The following is an 18,657-nucleotide window of genomic DNA, read 5'->3' as shown; positions in this document are numbered from 1 at the left end:
GACAAGAAGGTATTTCAAAATTTTACAACAATAATTGGATATATATGTTAAAATTACGGGAAAGATTGATGTTGAACTAAAGGGCAGTAGAGTTGAAGAAAAATACCTTAGAAAAAAGATAAACTATTTCGACTGGAGTTGATAATAAATAATGATAGTAATGATAAACGGTGCTTTTGGAGTGGGAAAAACTACAATATCTAATGAACTTCTTAAAGTTATTGAAAATAGTATGTTATATGACCCTGAAGAAGTAGGCTATATGTTAAGAAATGTTTTACCTGAAGAAATAAAACGACTTGAAGCAGAAACAGGAGATTTTCAAGACTTACAACTATGGAAAGAGATAACAGTTAAGGTAGCAAGATTTATAATATCAAAATATAACGTTAACTTAATTGTACCTATGACTATTAGAAAGCCCGAATACTTTAACTATATATTTAATGGCTTTAACAGCATTGATAGCAATACATACCACTTCTGTTTAACAGCAAGTAAGGAGACTATTTATGATAGGTTGAGGGGACGTGGAGAAGAAGAAGGAAATTGGTGTTTTAAACAAACTGATAAGTGTTTAAAAGCATATAATGATTACAATTTTGGAGAGTACATAGAGACAGAGAATGTTAGTGTTAATGCGATTGTTGATACTGTAAGGAAAAAGTTAAATTTTCTTTAAATATATATGTTATTCAACAAACGGGGGCAAGAGTTTAAGAACGATTGAATTGACTGTTGCCCTATTTCTGTTTGGACTAACGTTGAAGTAGAGTTACATATTAGAAGTAATAATAGGGAGGATGCTGTATGAATAAGTTAAAGTTAACGGGTGGCTTGTCTTTAATAAGTATTTGCTGTATTCGGTGCTATTACACCAATTTTATCCAGAACAATATGGATAAGAAGCAGATGAATACAACAAGGGCTATGTAATTTTTTTAAGTGCAAGGGGGCACCAATATGTTCAGGGAAATCATAAAATTTCCTTTATTATTTTTTGCAGTATCAATGATTTGGCAGCTTATTTTTGATAAAGAGATTATGTGGATCGATAATCTAGGTATAAGTTTTATAATGTTCTTATTTATTCTAATCTATAATTGGTCTAAAGTACCGTATAAATGGAAGAAAGATAATGGTGACAAATAATAGATTTTCCACTTATGGACTGGTCTTGCTAAAATAAGAGAGGTTTCTGTTCTATCTGCACTAATTCTTTCTTTATCATTAGCTTTTTTTCGAATATACGCCTGTAGCAGCAACAAGCTGGGGTAGGTTATTTCTCTTATACAGGACTATTTTTCATATATTTGAATTACTCGTTGCCTGTATATTTAATAGTCGGGAGTCTCTACTCTTATTTTGCAGATCTATATTTTAGCCGAATTCAGTTTCGTAATAAACTTCGGATTTATTATTGTAATCATTGGCTTATTCAAGAATGATAGAAATAAAAAATTATAGATAAGTTACTCACTTTAAGAGTGGATGGTTTGCCCCAGAAGAAAGTCTGATGGAGAAAGGGATTTTTTATGTTTATGTTGTTAATCGCCTTTGTATTTGGGATAGTTGCTGTGATTGCTACAGTATTAATAGATATCATTCAGGTCGAGAATCTGATAGCAAAATTTATCATCTATTTTTTATTTTTCTTCACTGCTCACTTAATTATAGGTAGAGTGGAAAGAAGAAAAAGTTAAATAAGGCGTGAATATCCAGAAACAAAGGATATCAAAGGCTGAATGGGGGGATAAATATGAAACGATTCAATAAAAAGTTTTGGTTCAAACTCATTTTGATACCGGCTTCAATAATCATCGCCGGCTATCTGTGTATTTTGCTGTTGATCCAAATCAAGCTGTACAACGTCAAACAGGAAGTATTGGATCATAACCCTGAAATAACATCCGTAGAAAGTATTGATCATTTAGGTGGGTGGGGAGAGTTCTTCAGGGAATATGTTCTAATTGTAAAAAAGGGAACGGGTACGAAATACAGAGTCTGGACATTTGGTGATGGTGAAATTACGGACGAGGTAATCATAAAATAAGGGTTTAAATAGCTGGGAGAAATGAAACAAAATTGACCTCTATCAATGTGTCATCTCTTTTATCTTTATATGCTAAAGATGAGGGGAAACTGGATAAGGAGGTCAAAAGATGAATATCAGATTACTGTTATTCATGGGTTTGTTTTCTTTTGCGTTTATTTTTCTCAGTTCATGCGGAGCAGGTGACTCCATCCACACTTCGGATGGCCCGGTTCCTATGCAGGATATAGAGTCATCGTCTGATGGATTAACCCTCTCATTTAGCAAAAGTACTTTTACGAAATCACCAGATGAAATAAAGATCTCCATTGAAAATGATACGAATAAGAAGTGCAAATATGGGACCTATTACAGTATAGAGCGGCTGCATCAGGATAAATGGTATCGTGTTGTTTATCCGGATGAGATATTTATAAATCACCCTGACTTTCATAATCTGGGATTATTATTAGAACCAGACAGTCAGGAAGACCAGACCTTTTCACTTAAACGTCTGGATATCAACCTCCCGCCTGGAACTTATCGGCTCGTAAAAACGCTGCTGTGTCCTGCAGTGGATGGAAAAGAGATTGCTTTGGCACGCTCTTTTCAAGTGGAGGAGAATTGAACAATGGACTGTTTATCACGCATGAACTGTCCGTACCCCCACCACTGCTGGAAGTTTCACTTTATACTCGAGCCGTATTTGCCTGAACGTGCGAATAGCGGCGATACAAGACAAAAGCAATAATGGATAAAAGGATGCCGGATATATACGGCAGACCTATGGAAACGGAATAGAGCAGTCCGCCCAGAGGAGGGCCGATCATTCGCCCCAGGGAATCCATCGATGACAGTACTCCTGTTGTATTGCCGTGTCCCATTTCCGATTGTTTTGTTAACAGAGATGAGACACTTGGACGAATCACTCCATTTCCCAATGCAAAAATCGTCAGAAACAAGGTAGCTGTGAAAAAATCCTTTACGAATAATATAAGGAAAAATCCAATTGCAGAGACAGCCGCTCCGATTTGAATCACAACCCCCTCCCCGAAGCGCTTCGTCATCTTTCCGACTAACCCACCCTGAACGATGGCTCCGGCAAGGCCCATAATCATAAAAATATAGCCTAAATCCACAGTACCGAGTCCGGCTGTTTCTGCCGCAAAATAGGCAAACGTTGCTTCTAATCCGGCCAGCGATAAAGTCATAATCAATTGAAGAATAAACAGAATGGACAGTGGACCTGTCAGTACTTTGAGTAAAGATAGGCGTTTTCGAGCTCCTGCACTTTCCTCGCTATGGTGAATGGATTCTTTAAGTACAAACAGAACAAAAAAGAAGGTGAGCAATGAGGAGGCTCCCGCCAAATAAAACGGAATCGTCAGGCTTGATTCGGAAAAAATTCCTCCAATTGCCGGACCGAAAATGAAGCCAAGTCCAACAGAGGCTCCAATGATCCCCATGCCTTTGCCCCGATCATCCTCTGAGGTAATATCAGCTACATAAGCCATAACGGTAGGCATGTTAGCTGAAGACAAAAACCCTCCTATGATCCTGGCAGCAAACAGCATCCATAACTGACTCGATAAAGCCATAAAGAAGAAGGATAGGGACAGTCCCAAAATGCCCACCATGATCACGGGTTTTCGGCCAATCCGATCCGAAATACGTCCCCACATTGGTGCAAAGAGCAGCTGCATCAACGAATACACCGCCATAAGCAGTCCCAGTTCTGTAGGGGATGCTCCTAATTCTTCTGCGTAAAAGGGTAAAACAGGTATGATAATGCCAAAGCCCACCATCACAAAAAACATGACAGCAAACAGGATTGGCAGTGCTTTTTTGGTTTCCAAGTCGGTCACTCCTATGACGATGATTGTCCTTTTATGATAATTCAAATCGTTTTAAAATGCGAATGTGAATGCCTTTCCTATTCTGTGTTCATCAGTGCAGCTCCCGGGGTCCTTCCGCTTTTCTGTCATCCCCTAATATTTTCTGCTATAGTTATATGAAAGGATAACATGTTGGGGTGAATGTATGAATTCTGGAGATATTTTAAAAAAGGTGCAGCAGCATGAGCCTTCTGTTTTAGGTAATGAACGTTTTTCGAAATCCTCTGTTTTACTGCCTCTTATTCGTAAAGATGACGATATTTATATCCTCTTTGAAGTCCGCTCTCATCAGCTAAACCGGCAGCCTGGTGAAATTTGTTTTCCCGGGGGCAGAATTGATAAAACCGATGATTCTGAACAGGCTGCGGCGATTCGGGAAACGACGGAGGAGCTGGGGATTGGTCAATCAGAAATTAAGGATGTGTATCCGCTTGATTACATGGTCTCTCCATTTGGAATGATTGTATATGCCCATGCCGGATGGATTGAGTCCTTAGACAACCTGAACCCGAATCCTGAAGAGGTGGAGGAGGTATTTATGGTACCGCTGACCTTTTTTATGGAAAATGAACCTGATGTTTATCACGTAGATGTGAAGGTTAAGCCGGAAGAAGGTTTTCCCTTTGAGTTAATCACAGGGGGTAAAAATTATAAGTGGCGGACGAGTAAAATAGATGAGTATTTTTACGTTTATGATCAAAAAGTGATATGGGGACTGACGGCAAAAATACTATCCCATTTTATTGAACTGATTCGTCGCTGATTTTCCAATTGAACGTCCCGAAATGAGACAAAATGCATATAATAAAACAGCATTTCAACAAGGGATGTGATATCAATGGGGTTGTATATGAATCAGTCCGGAAATCCGGGTGTCTATAAAAATCAAGGTGAACTTCATGAGCCTAACCAGACCTATTTACGCCGTGATTATCTCTCGGAGCTTATGGAAGAGCAAAAGATGGCGAATGAATCCATATTGCACTCTTTAAAACAGATAAAAGTACAGCACGAACAACAAAACCAGGCCCATTTACAGCAATGGAAAGGTCTGGACAGTGATATACAGGAGTTAAAGGAAGACCGGAAATCCAACGAAGCATTTCAGCAGCAGACCGTGGAAGAGCTCCAGCATATGGAACAGCAGTTTGAAGAGTTACTGAAACGTGCAGATACGGGTCACGGGAACAGTCAAAAGGTTTTGCAGCAGCTGGCGGAATTGGCTCAGAATCATCAGGGTTTGTCGGAGCAATTGGATACCTATGCATCAGCTAAGCATCAAATGGTTGAACAGCTTAAGGAAGTGGCCAGTGAACAGCAGAAGATGGCTCAGCAGATGTCAGAGCAGGATCAGAAGCAAAAGGATGTTGTGGATCGTTTAGAAAATCAGGAAGCCCTTACGGAAAAGGCCTTAATGCAATTAGATCATTTTCGATCGATTCTATATGAAAGGGCCAGTTATTTGGCAGAGAAAGTGGAAAATGGGTATAACCATACAGCTTCCTATTTTTATAAGTTGCTGACAGGGGACGATAAGCCTCTTACCCTCTGGACGATAACAGATAGCAAAGAGGAGAAGCGTAATTCTTCCGATGAGGCAACCAGGGAGAAATAGTCGTCCGCTGGAATACACAGTTTTGGTGCCATAAAAACAAATCATCTAATGTTCAGGAGTGCAGGCTGTGCCTCCTTTTCTATACTAATGATCAGTACGATTACTTTCCTCGCTTTTTCTTCTCTTTACGCGGCTTTTGCTGAGCCTTCTTTTCCTTTTTTCCTAGTAAAACCTGCTTGGCTTCTTCCCTGCTCTTCTTATGACTAAGTACATACAGCGTGTCCCCGGATTTAATAATGGAATTTCCGGTTGGAGTAATCAACGTTTCATCCCTTACGATTCCGATAATGAGTGTATCGTGGGGCAGAGTGATTTCGATTAAGGATTTGTCAACAGATGGTGACTTGTGAGTGACAATCAGCTTAATGATTTCCGAATCTGTATTGCCTAAATTGATCATATCCAGACTTGACGTATCAAAGTCATCATCATCACGTGTAAGCCTTAGTTTGTTTGCCAGCGGGGAAAGGGTACTTCCCTGAATTAAAGCGGAAAACAGGACAACGAAAAAGACGGCATTAAAGATTAACTGAGCATTTTCTACCCCGGTAATGATCGGATAGGTTGCCAGGACAATCGGAACGGCACCTTTTAGCCCGGCCCAGGAAATAAACAGCTGTTCTTTCACATTGTATTTAAAGAATAGCATACAGAGAAAAATTGCCAATGGTCGAGCTATAAACATGAGAATCAGAGCTAATAAAATTCCTTCCCAGATGACATCAACTAACTGACCCGGGAATACAAGGAGACCCAGGAAGATAAACATAATGATCTGCATCATCCAGGCAAACCCTTCATTAAAACGCACAATCGAAAAGCGATACATTAAATCACTGTTCCCGATAAAAACAGCCATTACATAGACAGCAAGAAACCCGCTTCCGCCAAAGACATCAGTCAGTCCATAGGTGAAAATCGCACTTCCCACAGCGAGGATAGGATACATCCCCGAGACGTCGAGCTTAATATTATTAATCACGGTTAAGCTGATTTTACCCAGAATTAACCCGAATAAGAGCCCAAGCCCCATTTGTAAGAAGAAGTCACCTACTGCCAGCCAGATGGACCGGTCAGGAATTTGAATTAATTCAATGAAAGCAATGGTTAAAAATACCGCCATCGGGTCGTTGGAGCCTGACTCAGCTTCTAATGTTGCGGTAAGCTTCCGTTTAATATTTTTATTACCAAGCACGGAAAATACCGCAGCAGCGTCTGTTGACCCGACAATGGAACCAAAGAGAAGCCCTTCCAGTAAAGAGAGGTTTAAAATATACATCGCCGCCAGTCCTGTGACGAAGCTGGTGACTAAAACGCCGGCTGTTGCCAATGTACCGGCACCACCTAGGACAGGGCGAATATGATCCCATTTGGTTTGGGTACCCCCTTCAAACAGGATAATAATAAGGGCCAGAATTCCAATAAACTGGGTTAATTCTACATTTTTAAAATAAAAAAACTGGTTTAACAGCATTCCTGCAAACAGGAACAGAACAAGAGAGGGTAAACCTAAACGAGATGAGAATTTTGTTGTTAAGACGCCAATAATTAGCATTAAGGAAAATAAAAAAATGATTGATTCAACGGTGATTTGCATGAGGAAAAATCCTTCCTGTCAAAGTTCCATAAATGACTCATTTATTATTTTACCGATAATGGAATGAGAACACCAAAAATAGCCTTTGTGGAATAAGATTATTCTATTTCATTTATCAAAAGTAGACATAATTTGTCATATAGTGGTACTATAGTCATAATTTATAAAATCCTTTAATGGGATAAATATAGTACGGGGTGTTGGTATATGTTATTGGATAAGGCAAAGAATCAGGCTATTTTAGTTTTATCAGCTGTCGTCTTAATTGCATCATTCATCGTTCACTTTTTACATCGGGTATTGAACGTATCAGAAGCCTGGGGATATGAAGCAGCGAACCAAATACCAATGGTTACAAATGCCATTTTAGTTATCCCGGTCATTTTATTCGTTGTTTCTGTCCTTTTATTTCGTAAACAAAAAAATCATTCCCAGTTGCCACTCTTTAACACACTTACAATTACATTTAGCAGTATTTCCATGATCGCTGGTGGAGAAGGCATGATTGAATATCACTTTTCGATTTTTATGGTCGTGGCCATGATCGGCTACTATGAAAGCATCCGTTTAATCACCATTATGACTGCTGTGTTTGCTGTGCAGCATTTAGCAGGCTTTTTCTTTATTAGTGAGTATGTTTTTGGAACGGAGGCATACCCGCTTTCGATGATTGTCATTCATGCTGTATTTTTAATAGGGACTTCAGGTGCTATAATCTGGCAGACACGATTAAAGCGGAAGTTAATAGCTGATCTGGACGAAAAGGAACAAAAAAATCAAATCCTGAGTGAGATTATAGATCAGTTGTCCACGAACTCAGAAAAAATAACCCGGTCATCAGCTGAACTCAAAGAAAATGCGACATCCAATCAAACTGCACTTAAAGAAATGGTGGCCAGTATTCAGGAAATATCCAGTGAAGCAGATACTCAACGGGAGCAAACCATGGACAGTTCACAGGTTATACAGGAGGTTGCATCCGGGATTGAACAGATTGCTCAGACCTCCTCTCAGGTATCAGCCGGGGCAAAACATACAACAGATAAAGTCAGTGAAGGAAACGGAATGATACAGAGAACGGTCCAGCAGATGAACGATATTAATCAGAGAGTGCATACATCCTCTGACAGTGTACAAGCCTTAAGCCACCGATCAAAAGAAATTGAAGAAATTGTGGAAATCATTACGGATATTGCCGACCAGACGAATCTATTAGCCTTAAATGCAGCCATTGAAGCAGCAAGAGCCGGAGAACATGGAAAGGGCTTTGCTGTGGTAGCGGATGAGGTACGAAAGCTTGCAGAACAATCAGGCACATCAGCTGGCAAAATTACCGAACTCGTTCATGCCATTCAAAAAGATACAAAAACGTCATCTGAAGCGATGGATCAGGTGACTACGGAAGTTAAAGAGGGACTGGAAGTTGTGCACAAGACAGGAGCAATATTTAATCAAATCCATACATCAGTAGAGGACGTTGCCAGTCAGATAAAGGAAATTTCTGCATCTGCTGAAGAGGTATCTACAGCTACGGAGCAGGCATCCTCTGCCATACAGGAAATGGCTTCCTTCGCACAGACTGCATCAGATCGTGCCCAGGAAGTTGCAGAATCATCAGGAACTCAGTTATCCTCCGTTGAATTCCTTTCAGACTTAATTGATACACTGGACCAGGTCACACATGAACTGAAAGGATTAATCACACAAACGGAAAAACTTCATGATTAAAAACAAGGGTGGACGTGGTCTCTTTAATTTCCAATCAGCAAATGGGCCATTTAATCATTTCCTATCCATAAAAAAACCTCCTGCTTAATAAAAGCAGGAGGTTTTTTTCATCGTATTAAAACAAAAGCGCTATAACCTGATAACGGTGCTTCTGTTTTTTGATTAATGAACACCTTTCATAAAGGTTTGAATTTTTGGAGAGAAGGCGAAAAGAATGATACTTAAAACAATCGCCACTCCACCAATTGTACCGAAGTAAAGAATTTCATTTTCCGCAGTATAGAATTTTACGACTTGAGCATTGATGGCCTGCGCTGCTGCATTGGAAAGGAACCATAAGCTCATCGTTTGTGCTGAGAAAGCTCGTGGTGCCAGTTTTGTTGTCGCTGATAATCCTACAGGAGACAAACAAAGCTCACCAAGTACAACAATAAAGTAACTTAGTACAAGCCACATAGGGTTAACGAGTGAATCTGTACCAGCCATGTAACCTGGGATAAGGATGACGATGAAGGATAAACCGGCAAATAATAGACCAAGAGAGAATTTCTTTGGAATGCTTGGCTGACGATTTCCTAATTTCACCCACATCCAGGCAAATACAGGTGCCAACACAATAATAAACATAGGATTCAATGACTGGAACCATGCAGGCTCAAGTTCAATTCCTAAGAAATTCAGCTGTGTTCGCTGGTCGGCATAGTTAGCAAGAATGGTAGATCCCTGCTCCTGAATTGCCCAGAACATAACGGACGCAATAAATAGCGGGATATAGGCAATTAAACGTGAACGCTCAACACTTGTGGTATTTGGGCTTCGATACATCCTGGTAAAGTAAATAATCGGAAGCAGAATGCCCAGAACACCTACCAGAGCAACAAAGGCATCAATAGTTAAATAACCGGTTGGAATGGCAATCGCACAAAGAATAGCAATAAGAACTACTCCTGTACCGATAGCCGTGTAAACTTTTTTCTTCTCTTCCCCGGATAACGGATTGGCAACCTGTGTACCCGCTAAACCAAGAAATCCTTTTCCTGTAATCATAAATAGAATAAGTCCAATAAACATTCCAATAGCGGCCATACTGAATCCTAAGTGGAAGCTATAGTCCATTAGGGATCCGGTAATCCATGGAGCCAGAACGGCACCTAAGTTAATTCCCATATAGAAAATACTGAATCCGGCATCGCGACGTTCATCTTTTTCACTGTAAATATCCCCAACAACACTGGATACGTTAGGCTTCAATAGTCCTGTACCAAGCACGATAAGAACCATAGAAACGAAGAACAGTGCGACGCTTCCAGGTATAGCCAAGGCAATATGTCCGAGCATAATCAGGATTCCCCCATAAAAAATGGCCTTCCTGGTTCCGAAAATACGGTCGGCAAGCCATCCTCCAATAATTCCTGACATATAGACCAATGATCCGTAAATGGACATAATGGATAATGCTGTGGTTCGATTCAATCCTAAACCACCTTGGGTAACCCCATAATACATATAATAAAGAAGAATCGCTCTCATTCCGTAGTAGGAGAAACGTTCCCAGAATTCGGTAAAGAATAGTGTGAATAACCCTTTAGGATGTCCGAAGAATCCCTTTTGAGGAACACTATCTACAATTTCCTGTTTAGATATTTCTGACATATTTTTTACCTCCCTGATATATTAATATAATACTTTTATCATTAGGGAGTTGTCAAAACATTTTTAAATAGAGGAAAAATGTACTAATAATTAATATATTAGATATTTTAATATAGTAAAAATATTGAATAGTATCACCCTTTAAAATATTTTTAAGATTTGGACCTTATGAATCTTTTTGAGCCCTGAAGCCATGGAAGCATCAAAAAAGGCGGTCAAGTTATGACCGCCTTCCAGATAAGTAAAACGAACCATCAGTGGGGATGGAAAAAACTCCGCTGATGGTTCGTTTTACTTTATTCTTTGTTCTTTGTATCATTGGTGTTTGATTGTTCGTTCAGGTCAAGTTCCTCAATAAGCTCTTCTTTTACCTCTTCTTTAATTTCGTCATAAACTTCTTCCTTCACATCGTCGTAAACCTCTTCTTTTACTTCATCATACACATCATCTTTCATATCATCATAGAATTCTTCTTTAAATTCCTTTTTCATCGATTTTAACTGTCGTTTACGTTTCTTCGCTTGTACGTTTTGATGGTCCTGATTAAATGTAATCAGTATAGATATGATCATAACCAGCATAATGAAAGCAAAAGGAAGTGCTGTAATAATCGAGGCTGTTTGAAGAGCCGTGAGTCCGCCACCACCACTTAATAGTAATACACTGGCAGTTCCGGCAATTAATAAGCCCCAGACTAGTTTCACGCCCATGCTTGGATTTAAACTTCCCCGTGATGTCATAGCACCGAGTACATATGATGCGGAATCGGCGGAAGTAATGAAGAAAATCAGAATTAATAGTACGGCTAATATACTTGTAATTGTGCTTAATGGCAGCTCGGCTAAGGTTGCGAATAGAGCTAGTTCAACCTTCCCTGTGACAAGCTCAGCAATGCCACCTGGGCCATACATTTCAAGATTTAGGGCAGTTCCTCCAAAAGTAGAGAACCAGATTAGGGCTAATAGCGATGGAACGATCAGTACGCCTGCCATGAACTCACGGATCGTACGTCCCCGTGAAATACGGGCGATGAAAAGCCCCATAAATGGTGCCCATGAAATATGCCATGCCCAGAAAAAGATCGTGTTTGTGCCAAGCCATTCGCTTTCTGAAAATGGTGTAAGCGTTAAGCTCATTGGAATCACGTTGGAAATGTATCCCCCAAGTGTCGTTACGAAGCTCTCCGCAATAAATAGAGTAGGTCCAACGATTAAAACAAAGAGGAAGAAAAGGCCTGCAACACCTAAGTTTATATTACTTAATCTTTTAATTCCTTTATTCACACCTTTGGCAGCTGAAAACATAAATAGGAATGTAACAATGGCAATAATCACAATTTGTGTCCAGACATTGTTTGGAATGTCTGTGAGGTGAGAAAGTCCACCTGTGATTTGCATCGCACTTAAACCGAATGTTGTCGCTACCCCAGTACTTGTAGCTAATACGGCAAGAATATCGATCGTTTTACCGGCCCAGCCATTAATTCTGTCTCCCAGAATAGGATAGAAGGCAGAACTGATTAATGCGGGCTTTCCTTTTCGATATTGTACATAGGCAAGAGTTAAACCAACAATGGAAAAAATCGCCCATGGATGCAGTGCCCAGTGGTAGGATCCGTATCGAAGTCCTGCTATCGCAGACTCTCTAGTTTCCGGAGTGTACCCGACAGGTGGTTCTAAGTAGTAAAGAACAGGTTCAGCAACTCCCCAGAAAACAAATCCTACCCCAATTCCCGCAGCAAATAACATACCAATCCACGAGAACCAGGAATACTCCGGTCGATCGTCCGGCTTGCCTAAACGTAATTTTCCATAAGGACTAATCGCCAGGAAAATTACAAAAAGTACGAAAAAGGCCGTAATCAGCATATAGAACCAGCCAAAGTTTGTAATCATCCATCCAAGTGCCTCATTTGCCACATTGCTGAGTGAACCTGGTGATAGCGCTCCCCAAAGGACAAAGATAGCTACCAGAATAGACGAAATATAAAATACCGTTGATGGCTTATCCCTTCTGTAGGTGTAATGTTGTTTATTCATGTTTACCATATGTGTGTTTTAAGTCTACACACATCCTCCCTTCATTTGGGCTGGTGCCTGTCACCACCCGAATATTGTCGATTTTTGTAGTGTACAAGATTCATAGATACACTACGCTTTTATATTATGAAGGAAAATAAATGGCATAACAAGAATTATCTCCAAATTATCTGTTTATCATGAATAATCGAAAAGCAATTCCACCATGTTTAAAATTTTGTAAGTCGAGCCGTGAAGAAGTGGAATAACAGCACGCAAATAACCTGATGAAATTGCCTGGTTATATTTGATACATAGCCGATTTTCCAGTAAGATAGGAAAAGAACTCTAATGCTTGGAAATGAGGGTTAACATGACAAAGGAATCCATTTACGGTTTAACCTTTGACCAGCTGATGGAATGGCTCGTGGATCATGGCCAAAAGAAGTTCCGTGCTCAGCAGGTTTGGGATTGGTTATATAAAAAAAGAGTCACGCAATTTGAAGATATGAAAAATTTGAATAAAGAATGCACAGAACTTTTAAAAGAGCATTTTGTCATACAGACTCTGGATGTGGAAATTAAACAGCAGTCCACAGATGGTACGGTTAAATTTCTGTTCAAACTGCAGGATGGGAATTTAATTGAAACGGTTTTAATGCAGCATCATTACGGATTGTCCGTTTGTGTAACCACGCAGGTCGGCTGTAATATTGGCTGTACGTTCTGTGCCAGTGGAATTCTGAGGAAAAACAGGGACTTATCAAGCGGTGAAATTGTGGAGCAGATCATGAACGTACAGCATCACCTGGATGAGCAGGAGAAAGGTGAACGTGTCAGTCATATTGTCGTTATGGGTATTGGTGAACCATTTGATAACTTTGATAATCTGGTTGACTTTTTACGTGTAGTAAACGATCAGAATGGCTTGTCCATTGGTGCCCGCCATATCACCGTTTCAACCAGTGGCCTTGCCCATAAAATTTATGAGTTTGCCGATCTGGGAATGCAGGTTAACTTAGCGATATCCCTGCACGCTCCGAACAATGAATTAAGAACACAAATCATGAAAATCAACCGTGCCTTTCCGGTTGAAAAATTGATGGATGCGATCGATTATTATCTGGAGAAAACCAACCGTCGTATAACGTTTGAGTACATTATGCTCCACGATGTAAACGATCATCAACAGGAAGCAGAGGAGCTCGTCAGCCTGCTGAAAGACAAACGCCACTTATCCTATGTAAACCTGATTCCTTATAATCCGGTCAGCGAGCATAACCAGTATCAGCGAAGTACTGCTGAAGACATTAAAAACTTTTATGCCATTCTGCTGGAAAATGGAATCAACTGCGGCGTGCGTGCAGAACAGGGCACAGATATTGATGCAGCCTGTGGCCAGCTGCGGAGTAAACAAATTAAGAAAAATAAAAAAGTGAAGGAACGGGTGTAAAGCTGGTTTAAGCGTCGTTTCTTTGAGACTTGAATGAGAGAAAAGTGCCTGGCTATTCAAAACGGGTTCGTTGTGAGGTGCAAAACGTTAAATCGCGTTTTAGATCACAATGCAATGCACAAAGGTACTTACACTAAATTCACATTATAAATCACATCAAAAAAGGGACTTAGAATTTTTTCTAAGTCCCTTTATTATGGGAACTTCTTATTAAACTAACGCACCTCGTTAGCTCAATAGCCATCACTTTTTTTATTTCGTCTAAAAAACACAAATGAAAATATTAGAAAGATTAACCCTGATAATACTAAACCTATCCCCATCATGAGTTGAAATGGTCCTCCACCAAAATGGCTAAAAGGAAATGGACCATTGATTATCCAAATGTATCTTTCATAATCTCCGTGAATAAACCAGTACAAAAAAATAGGGCTAATAAAAAAGATAAGAGATAGACTTATGCATAAGACTGATAATAGCTTATAATTGGCTTTCAATTTATTCTCTCCCTATCGTAGTAAAAGAGCGATGTTTATTGAATAGTAGCCTCCGTTTGTTTAAGAACATCTTTTTATATTTTTCAATGATTTAATTCTTTTTATCTTGCGGACTTCTTACCTTTTAGTTCTAAAAGTATAGGTGCTATATTTAGTAAGATAGAAACAATTGTCAAAAACCATAATGCCCTTTCCATACCAGGTACTACATCCGATAAAGCTGCCCAATCTTCCACTTTTACCCACCGAGATACAAGACTGTATTCTGCACAAAGTGTTAATGCTGTAAATGATAATCCCATCGCCATAGCAAGCTTATAATCCTTTCCTGCTGAATACATATAAAGATTTATAATAGTTATTACTATTGCAATAATCCCTAATATTAACCACATAACTATACCTCCATATATTTTTATTTATGTCATGTAATCATACTAATGTGCTTCATCTCATTTTTTGGATTACTTTTATTAGACATTAATATGTCTAATCTTACTTCACAGTAAATGCTCATTCCTTTTGTGATTTCTTATTGAACAAATCTACCCCGTTAGCTCAATATCTCCTAAGTTAATGTTAACATGATATTCCAAATATTTATCGGATAAAATAAAGACGACCAAATGTTGATCGCCTTGTTCAGCTATTGCCCCCCCGTTTGTTTAAGAGCAGTGTTATGGAGTTCTTTCTCAGGACGTGTGTGTTGAAAGTCATGGTTGATTGGAAATAAGGGATCGAATAAGCCGGCTGAGAGAGGGGATGTCACGGTAGATTGAGAGTCATGAGAGGAACGAATCAACCGAGATAGGCTGTGTCATGGCAGACTCAGAGTCAAAGAGGTATGAAACAATGAGAGCGATCATATCACGGCTGATTCGCACTCATAAAGCCATTGAATCTACTGAGACCCCTAATTTTACCATCGATATTCTTCAAAAAGGAACTATCCATAAAGGAGCCATCCATAAAAAAGCCTATCAAACACAATCATTTGATAGGCTCTTCTAAAGATTTATTTAGTTTTATCAAGCAATCATTATTCCATTAACTCCGCAACGATTTCATAAGAACGCAAACGATCCTCCTGATAATAGATCTGAGAGTTAATGATGATTTCATCTGCATTCGTTTCCTCTAAGAAGTTTTGAAGCTTTTTCTGCACGGTTTCTTTCGTTCCTACAATCGTGGTGCGTGGATCCAGGGACTTTTGCAGGGCTGCCTGCTCATAGCTTGAAGCCACAGCATGAATATCCTCCACAGGTGCTTTTAATGGGGTCGCTTCACCTCTGCCTAAGCTAAGGAATTGCTGCTGTTGTGAGGTTGCCAGCCATTTTGCTCTTTCCTCCGTATCGGCTGCAATCACATTTACCCCAACCATAGCGTATGGCTCCTTCCATTCATCAGAAGGCTTAAAGTTTTCCCGATATATTTTAAGAGCCGGTAAGGTATAATCCGGTGAAAAATGACTCGCAAAGGAAAATGGCAATCCCATTTGTGCGGACAACCGGGCGCTGAAGCCGCTGGAGCCCAGCAGCCAGATAGGAATATTTAGTCCTTGTCCGGGATAGGCTTTGACCCGGGCGGTAGGTGTCCCTTTAAAATAATGCTGCAGCTCTGCCACCTGCTGAGGGAATTCTTCAGGGCTGCTGTTCAAAGTACGTCTAAGGGCATAGCTTGTGGCCTGATCTGTGCCTGGTGCCCGGCCCAGTCCCAAATCGATTCTTCCGGGATAAATAGATTCGAGGGTCCCGAACTGCTCTGCAATAACGAGCGGAGCATGGTTCGGGAGCATGACACCTCCAGAACCAACACGTATGGATTCCGTTGCTCCGGCGATATGTCCCATAAGAACGGATGTGGCGGAACTGGCAATCCCGGGCATATTATGATGCTCAGCCAGCCAATAGCGGTGAAAGCCCCACTTTTCCGCACGCTTGGCCAACTCTACACTGTTTTTAATGGATTCCCGGGCGGTTCCTTCTTCCGTAATCGGAGCCAGGTCGAGAATGGATAAGGGTATATTTTTAAAGCACTTAACTTTAGACATTTGTGCACACTCCTGTTTTGATCTTTGTATTCTAGTATAGCTTCTTTTTCCTGCTATTGTCTAAAGTTGTGATTCACTTAGGATGTAAAAAAGTGGAAACAAACAGGAGAACATCTAAGTGACAGAGCAAAGCATTCGTCAGGATTTTTTCCGTTTTTTCACCCGTCCGATTCCCAGTTCCTTAGACTCTTTATACAATGACTTCACCAGGCTGGCGGTCATTAAGCCCATAATAATGGAAAAGGGGAGTGCGGCGATAATCATCATATTTTCCAAAGCCTGCAATCCTCCTGAATAAAGCAGGACAAGGGCTGTTGCTGACAGCATAATCCCCCAGGTCAGCTTGATTCTGATATTCGGGGACAGGGAGCCATTCGTTGTCATCATGCCCAATACGTACGTACCAGAGTCGGCAGATGTAATGAAAAAAGTACTGATTAAAAGAATAGCGGTGATCGAAAGGACCATACTCCAGGGAAACTCGTTAAAAACGCCAAACAATGACTCTTCTGTTGCTAATTCTGAAATTTTAGCAATGCCATTATGTTCAAGGGAGATGGCTGAACTGCCAAACGTCGAAAACCATAAAAACACTACAACAGAAGGAATGAGCAATACGGAAAAAACAAACTCCCGGATACTGCGGCCTCTTGAAACTCGTGCGATAAAAATTCCGACAAAAGGAGACCACGCGATCCACCATGCCCAGTAAAATATGGTCCAGCCATTAATCCAGCCTCGAATATCCGGGTTCAGCGGGGCAATCCTGAAACTCATTTGAGGAAGAGTTTGTACATAACTTCCAACGGTATTGGTAAACAGGTTTAAGATCAGTAATGATGGCCCAAAAATGAATGTCAGAACAAAAAGAGCAGCCGCAAGTCCCATATTGGCATTACTTAAAATCTTAATGCCCTTCCCTAAACCGGACCAGGCGGAAATCATAAATAATACCGTGACAATGACAATGATGAGGAATTGAACCCAAAAGTTTGCCGGAATTCCAAACAGGTATGAAAGTCCACCGTTGATTTGCGCAGCACCAAAACCAAGCGAGGTTGCCACTCCGACCACAGTTGCCAATACAGCAAATACATCGATCGCTTTTCCGGTCGGACCTTCCACGCGATCACCGAGAATCGGTCTTAGGGTAGCACTGATCAGCCCCAGACGATCATGTCTGAAATGAAAGTAGGCAATGGCCAGCGCTACAATGGCATAAACACTCCACGCATGAACTCCCCAATGAAAAAAGGTGAAACGCAACGAATCTTTAATTGCCTGCTCTGTACCAATTTCGCCCGTTGGAGAGCTGATGGCATAGTGACTAATCGGTTCTGATGTGCCGTAAAACACAAGCCCTATCCCCATGCCGGCACTAAATAACATAGCGATCCAGGTAGGTCTTGAGAATTCCGGTTTTTCATCCTGTTTGCCCAGTTTAATTCTTCCGATGGGACTGATTAATAAATATAAGCAAATAATTAAAAGTATGGTGACCATAATTAAGTAGTACCATCCAAAAGTATTCGAAATAAAGGTCTGAATACTTGCAGTTAATTGTTCAGTGGTTGTTGGAATGATAATCCCGATCAAAACCAGGACGGCAAGAATCGCCAGGGATGTATAAAAAACCGTATAGTTCTGTTTCATTCTTTGTGCCCCTTTCCAGGAAAAATGGTGAAGAATCATTTATATATTTTTTTCCTTTGAGGGGGAAATATGTATGGGAAAGAAACAAAGTGAATCAAGTAGTTATTAGGCTGCTTGGAGAGGGTGTATCTTAATATGGTTAAGAGTGAGTGGGATTCATAGTTAATTCGTGGGTGGGATGGTGCTGAATCCGCCGAGAGAGGGTGAGTCACGGTGGTTTCGTGGTTGAGGGTGGTCTGAATCCGCCGTGAGAGGGGGAGTCACGGCATATTCAGGGACAAGGCAGCTCTGAACCCGCCATGAGAAGCCGCATCACAGTTGATTCACAATCAAAAGGACTCTGAACCAACCATGAAATCGAATGAATTAAAATATTAAAGGACATTCATAATTTAATTTCAGTACACAGAAAAAATGCCCAGTAAATCTGAGCATTTTTTCTGTGTACTTCTATAACTGAATTTAT

The 18,657-nt window shown here is 40.3% G+C and carries 16 protein-coding genes; 9 read left to right on the top strand and 7 right to left on the bottom strand.

What is annotated here, in order from left to right; all coding sequences use genetic code 11:
* Window positions 1–151 precede the first annotated feature (151 nt).
* The 5 genes from ABD006_RS06350 (at window position 152) to ABD006_RS06330 (ending at window position 2,660) form a co-directional block, all read left to right on the top strand.
* Window positions 152–682, top strand: coding sequence for an AAA family ATPase (locus ABD006_RS06350; protein ID WP_343838883.1), 531 nt, complete (start codon window positions 152–154; stop codon window positions 680–682).
* 128 nt (window positions 683–810) lie between these two features.
* Window positions 811–936 carry a hypothetical protein gene (locus tag ABD006_RS06345; RefSeq protein ID WP_343838881.1) on the top strand — a complete coding sequence of 42 codons (126 nt, stop codon included), beginning with the start codon at window positions 811–813 and terminating at the stop codon, window positions 934–936.
* Window positions 937–1,535: 599 nt separating this feature from the next.
* Window positions 1,536–1,703 carry a hypothetical protein gene (locus ABD006_RS06340; RefSeq protein WP_343838879.1) on the top strand — a complete coding sequence of 56 codons (168 nt, stop codon included), beginning with the start codon at window positions 1,536–1,538 and terminating at the stop codon, window positions 1,701–1,703.
* Between the two features lie 56 nt (window positions 1,704–1,759).
* Window positions 1,760–2,053 carry a hypothetical protein gene (locus tag ABD006_RS06335; protein WP_343838877.1) on the top strand — a complete coding sequence of 98 codons (294 nt, stop codon included), beginning with the start codon at window positions 1,760–1,762 and terminating at the stop codon, window positions 2,051–2,053.
* A 109-nt stretch (window positions 2,054–2,162) separates the two neighbouring features.
* Window positions 2,163–2,660, top strand: coding sequence for an immunoglobulin-like domain-containing protein (locus ABD006_RS06330; RefSeq protein WP_343838875.1), 498 nt, complete (start codon window positions 2,163–2,165; stop codon window positions 2,658–2,660).
* Between the two features lie 61 nt (window positions 2,661–2,721).
* Here the strand turns inward: ABD006_RS06330 and ABD006_RS06325 are convergent, their stop codons facing one another.
* Window positions 2,722–3,888, bottom strand: coding sequence for an MFS transporter (locus tag ABD006_RS06325; protein ID WP_343838873.1), 1,167 nt, complete (start codon window positions 3,886–3,888; stop codon window positions 2,722–2,724).
* A gap of 184 nt (window positions 3,889–4,072) precedes the next feature.
* Here ABD006_RS06325 and ABD006_RS06320 point away from each other — a divergent pair, with 184 nt between their 5' ends.
* Both ABD006_RS06320 and ABD006_RS06315 read left to right on the top strand, forming a co-directional pair.
* A complete protein-coding gene (locus ABD006_RS06320) occupies window positions 4,073–4,690 on the top strand; it encodes an NUDIX hydrolase (protein WP_343838871.1) in 618 nt (205 codons plus the stop codon).
* 75 nt (window positions 4,691–4,765) lie between these two features.
* Window positions 4,766–5,542 carry a hypothetical protein gene (locus ABD006_RS06315; protein ID WP_343838869.1) on the top strand — a complete coding sequence of 259 codons (777 nt, stop codon included), beginning with the start codon at window positions 4,766–4,768 and terminating at the stop codon, window positions 5,540–5,542.
* Window positions 5,543–5,642: 100 nt separating this feature from the next.
* On the opposite strand, the gene ABD006_RS06310 is transcribed toward ABD006_RS06315, so the two are convergent.
* On the bottom strand, window positions 5,643–7,139 hold the full coding sequence (locus tag ABD006_RS06310) for a potassium/proton antiporter (protein WP_343838867.1): 1,497 nt from the start codon (window positions 7,137–7,139) through the stop codon (window positions 5,643–5,645).
* Between the two features lie 207 nt (window positions 7,140–7,346).
* Between ABD006_RS06310 and ABD006_RS06305 the strand changes: the two genes are divergently transcribed.
* Window positions 7,347–8,867, top strand: a complete 1,521-nt coding sequence (locus ABD006_RS06305) for a methyl-accepting chemotaxis protein (protein WP_343838865.1) — start codon at window positions 7,347–7,349, stop codon at window positions 8,865–8,867.
* Between the two features lie 162 nt (window positions 8,868–9,029).
* Here ABD006_RS06305 and ABD006_RS06300 read toward each other — a convergent pair whose 3' ends face one another.
* The gene (locus ABD006_RS06300; protein WP_343838863.1) at window positions 9,030–10,520 is read right to left on the bottom strand and encodes a peptide MFS transporter; all 1,491 of its coding nucleotides are present in this window, start codon (window positions 10,518–10,520) and stop codon (window positions 9,030–9,032) included.
* Between the two features lie 296 nt (window positions 10,521–10,816).
* Window positions 10,817–12,559, bottom strand: coding sequence for a BCCT family transporter (locus tag ABD006_RS06295; RefSeq protein ID WP_343838861.1), 1,743 nt, complete (start codon window positions 12,557–12,559; stop codon window positions 10,817–10,819).
* A 352-nt stretch (window positions 12,560–12,911) separates the two neighbouring features.
* Between ABD006_RS06295 and rlmN the strand changes: the two genes are divergently transcribed.
* Entirely contained in the window at window positions 12,912–13,991 is a 1,080-nt protein-coding gene (rlmN, locus tag ABD006_RS06290) for a dual-specificity RNA methyltransferase RlmN (RefSeq protein ID WP_343838859.1), read from the top strand.
* A gap of 598 nt (window positions 13,992–14,589) precedes the next feature.
* Here the strand turns inward: rlmN and ABD006_RS06285 are convergent.
* The 3 genes from ABD006_RS06285 to ABD006_RS06275 all read right to left on the bottom strand — a co-directional run bounded on the left by ABD006_RS06285 (window position 14,590) and on the right by ABD006_RS06275 (window position 18,191).
* Window positions 14,590–14,883: a hypothetical protein gene (locus ABD006_RS06285; protein ID WP_343838857.1), complete on the bottom strand. Its 294-nt coding sequence runs from the start codon at window positions 14,881–14,883 to the stop codon at window positions 14,590–14,592.
* A 644-nt stretch (window positions 14,884–15,527) separates the two neighbouring features.
* Window positions 15,528–16,538, bottom strand: coding sequence for an LLM class flavin-dependent oxidoreductase (locus ABD006_RS06280; protein WP_343838855.1), 1,011 nt, complete (start codon window positions 16,536–16,538; stop codon window positions 15,528–15,530).
* Between the two features lie 138 nt (window positions 16,539–16,676).
* Window positions 16,677–18,191, bottom strand: a complete 1,515-nt coding sequence (locus tag ABD006_RS06275) for a glycine betaine uptake BCCT transporter (RefSeq protein WP_343838853.1) — start codon at window positions 18,189–18,191, stop codon at window positions 16,677–16,679.
* Window positions 18,192–18,657 lie beyond the last annotated feature (466 nt).

The sequence above is a fragment of the Salinibacillus aidingensis genome (assembly GCF_039522525.1).
GTDB lineage: Bacteria > Bacillota > Bacilli > Bacillales > Alkalibacillaceae > Salinibacillus > Salinibacillus aidingensis.
This window is presented reverse-complemented; position numbering and strand designations above follow the sequence as displayed.

Coding starts and splice junctions, on each gene's coding strand:
- ABD006_RS06310 (WP_343838867.1), bottom strand. CDS start 7,139: ATGCAAATCACCGTTGAATCAATCATTTTTTTATTTTCCTTAATGCTA.
- ABD006_RS06285 (WP_343838857.1), bottom strand. CDS start 14,883: ATGTGGTTAATATTAGGGATTATTGCAATAGTAATAACTATTATAAAT.
- ABD006_RS06315 (WP_343838869.1), top strand. CDS start 4,766: ATGGGGTTGTATATGAATCAGTCCGGAAATCCGGGTGTCTATAAAAAT.
- ABD006_RS06330 (WP_343838875.1), top strand. CDS start 2,163: ATGAATATCAGATTACTGTTATTCATGGGTTTGTTTTCTTTTGCGTTT.
- rlmN (WP_343838859.1), top strand. CDS start 12,912: ATGACAAAGGAATCCATTTACGGTTTAACCTTTGACCAGCTGATGGAA.
- ABD006_RS06345 (WP_343838881.1), top strand. CDS start 811: ATGAATAAGTTAAAGTTAACGGGTGGCTTGTCTTTAATAAGTATTTGC.
- ABD006_RS06320 (WP_343838871.1), top strand. CDS start 4,073: ATGAATTCTGGAGATATTTTAAAAAAGGTGCAGCAGCATGAGCCTTCT.
- ABD006_RS06295 (WP_343838861.1), bottom strand. CDS start 12,559: ATGAATAAACAACATTACACCTACAGAAGGGATAAGCCATCAACGGTA.
- ABD006_RS06275 (WP_343838853.1), bottom strand. CDS start 18,191: ATGAAACAGAACTATACGGTTTTTTATACATCCCTGGCGATTCTTGCC.
- ABD006_RS06340 (WP_343838879.1), top strand. CDS start 1,536: ATGTTTATGTTGTTAATCGCCTTTGTATTTGGGATAGTTGCTGTGATT.
- ABD006_RS06335 (WP_343838877.1), top strand. CDS start 1,760: ATGAAACGATTCAATAAAAAGTTTTGGTTCAAACTCATTTTGATACCG.
- ABD006_RS06305 (WP_343838865.1), top strand. CDS start 7,347: ATGTTATTGGATAAGGCAAAGAATCAGGCTATTTTAGTTTTATCAGCT.
- ABD006_RS06300 (WP_343838863.1), bottom strand. CDS start 10,520: ATGTCAGAAATATCTAAACAGGAAATTGTAGATAGTGTTCCTCAAAAG.
- ABD006_RS06350 (WP_343838883.1), top strand. CDS start 152: ATGATAGTAATGATAAACGGTGCTTTTGGAGTGGGAAAAACTACAATA.
- ABD006_RS06280 (WP_343838855.1), bottom strand. CDS start 16,538: ATGTCTAAAGTTAAGTGCTTTAAAAATATACCCTTATCCATTCTCGAC.